Origin of the sequence: Mesorhizobium sp. IMUNJ 23232, assembly GCF_044326205.1 — a bacterium.
Taxonomy (GTDB): domain Bacteria; phylum Pseudomonadota; class Alphaproteobacteria; order Rhizobiales; family Rhizobiaceae; genus Kumtagia.
This window is the reverse complement of the sequence record NZ_JBIRCY010000135.1, coordinates 2,501-5,575: the sequence shown is the minus strand read 5'-3', so window position 1 is coordinate 5,575 and position 3,075 is coordinate 2,501. Positions and strand designations below refer to the sequence as shown.

The following is a 3,075-nucleotide window of genomic DNA, read 5'->3' as shown; positions in this document are numbered from 1 at the left end:
GGGCATTGAGAATGAGAACGATCAAGCCGATCGAGCTATTAGTACCGGTAAGCTTCACACATTGCTGCGCTTCCACACCCGGCCTATCAACGTGGTCGTCTTCCACGGCTCTAAGGGAATACTCGTTTTAAGGTGGGTTTCCCGCTTAGATGCCTTCAGCGGTTATCCCGTCCGGATATAGCTACCCTGCTATGCGGCTGGCGCCACAACAGGTCCACCAGAGATCCGTCCATCCCGGTCCTCTCGTACTAGGGACAGATCCTTTCAATATTCCTACACCCACGGCAGATAGGGACCGAACTGTCTCACGACGTTCTGAACCCAACTCACGTACCGCTTTAAATGGCGAACAGCCATACCCTTGGGACCTGCTCCAGCCCCAGGATGCGATGAGTCGACATCGAGGTGCCAAACAACCCCGTCGATATGGACTCTTGGGGGTCATCAGCCTGTTATCCCCGGCGTACCTTTTATCCGTTGAGCGATGGCCCTTCCACGCGGGACCACCGGATCACTATGACCGACTTTCGTCTCTGCTCGACTTGTCTGTCTCGCAGTCAGGCAGGCTTATGCCATTGCACTCAGCGAACGATTTCCGACCGTTCTGAGCCCACCATCGCGCGCCTCCGTTACTCTTTAGGAGGCGACCGCCCCAGTCAAACTACCCACCATACATTGTCCCGGACCCGGATGACGGGCCGCGGTTAGACATCCATAGAGATAAGGGTGGTATTTCAAGGGTGGCTCCACAGAAACTGGCGTCCCTGCTTCAAAGCCTACCACCTATCCTACACATGCCACTACGAATGCCAATGTAAAGCTATAGTAAAGGTGCACGGGGTCTTTCCGTCTAACCGCAGGAACCCCGCATCTTCACGGGGAATTCAATTTCACTGAGTCTATGCTGGAGACAGCGGGGAAGTCGTTACGCCATTCGTGCAGGTCGGAACTTACCCGACAAGGAATTTCGCTACCTTAGGACCGTTATAGTTACGGCCGCCGTTTACTGGGGCTTCGATTCAAAGCTTGCACCTCTCCTCTTAACCTTCCAGCACCGGGCAGGCGTCAGACCCTATACGTCGCCTTGCGGCTTCGCAGAGCCCTGTGTTTTTGATAAACAGTCGCTACCCCCTGGTCTGTGCCACCCCCTTACACTTGCGTGCAAAGGGGTCACGCTTCTTCCGAAGTTACGCGTGCAATTTGCCGAGTTCCTTCAGCATAGTTCTCTCAAGCGCCTTGGTATACTCTACCAGACCACCAGTGTCGGTTTCGGGTACGGACTATAAGGAGGAGCTATTTCCTGGAACCACGCAGCAGCCCGACCAATCCGATAAGGTCGAACTACAGTGATGATCCGTCACTACCTCCAGGCTCACGAATATTAACGTGATTCCCATCGACTACGCCTTTCGGCCTCGTCTTAGGGTCCGGCTAACCCTGCTCAGATTAACTTTAAGCAGGAACCCTTGGTCTTTCGGCGGGGGAGTCTCTCACTCCCCTTACGTTACTCATGTCAGCATTCGCACTTCTGATACCTCCAGGATGCCTCACGGCTGTCCCTTCGCAGGCTTACAGAACGCTCCGCTACCGCTCGCATCGCTGCGAACCCAAAGCTTCGGTGTATGGCTTTAGCCCCGTTACATTTTCGGCGCAAAGACCCTTATTTAGACCAGTGAGCTGTTACGCTTTCTTTAAATGATGGCTGCTTCTAAGCCAACATCCTGGTTGTTTTGGGATCCTCACATCCTTTCCCACTTAGCCATAACTTGGGGACCTTAGCTGTTGGTCAGGGTTGTTTCCCTTTTCACGACGGACGTTAGCACCCGCCGTGTGTCTGCCGACTAGTACTCCTCGGTATTCAGAGTTTACTTAGGTTTGGTAATCCGGTGAGGACCCCTAGCCCATGTAGTGCTTTACCCCCGAGGGTATTCGGTCGACGCTCTACCTAAATAGATTTCGCGGAGAACCAGCTATTTCCGAGTTTGATTGGCCTTTCACCCCTAGCCACAAGTCATCCCGAACTATTGCAACAGTTATGGGTTCGGCCCTCCAGTAGGTGTTACCCTACCTTCAGCCTGCTCATGGCTAGATCACTCGGTTTCGGGTCTAATGCGACGAACTGAACGCCCTGTTCAGACTCGCTTTCGCTGCGCCTACACCTACCGGTTTAAGCTTGCTCGTCACACTAAGTCGCTGACCCATTATACAAAAGGTACGATGTCACCCTTGCGGGCTCCATCTGTTTGTAGGCAACCGGTTTCAGGTACTTTTTCACTCCCCTTGTCGGGGTGCTTTTCACCTTTCCCTCACGGTACTAGTTCGCTATCGGTCATGCACGAGTACTTAGGCTTGGAGAGTGGTCTCCCCATGTTCAGACAGGATTTCACGTGTCCCGCCTTACTCAAGGACTTTTGCTCGCATTACGCGTACGGGGCTGTCACCCGCTGTGGCCACACTTTCCAGAGTGTTCCGCTTGTCTCGCAAAAGCCGCTGGCCTGGTCCGGGTTCGCTCGCCACTACTTCCGGAGTCTCTGTTGATGTCCTTTCCTACGGGTACTTAGATGTTTCAGTTCCCCGCGTTCGCTTCTTTCACCCTATGTATTCAGGTGAAGATACCTATCACAAATGCTTGGAAACCACAGAAGCAGTTGCCTGCTCCTCTGATTTTCCAAGCACTTTAGGTGGGTTTCCCCATTCGGAAATCGTCGGATCAAAGGGTATTCGCACCTCCCCGACGCTTATCGCAGCGTATCACGTCCTTCATCGCCTGTGCATGCCAAGGCATCCACCAATTGCCCTTAAGACACTTGATCGTTCTCATTGCCAATGCCCATCGTTAGGGCAGTAGGGGATTAGGGCAGTAGGGCAGTATGTTGTTCACATAATACCGCATTGCCTCATCGCCCCGCCGCCATCGAATGGCATCGGCACAAAAAGACCAGCTTCTCGAGATCAGTCCGGGGGCGCGGTTAGGCTTACCCATCATGTGCCGCGGATTGAGCGTCCACGGCGACGGACCGTATCCATCATCGCCCAGCCGCTTACGAAAGGTTATGGACCTTCCAAGGCCAAGCT

General features: G+C 53.7%; 1 rRNA gene. It reads right to left on the bottom strand.

Annotated features, from left to right (window positions below):
* Positions 1–17 precede the first annotated feature (17 nt).
* Positions 18–2,813 (bottom strand): 23S ribosomal RNA (locus tag ACH196_RS37645).
* Positions 2,814–3,075: the final 262 nt, after the last annotated feature.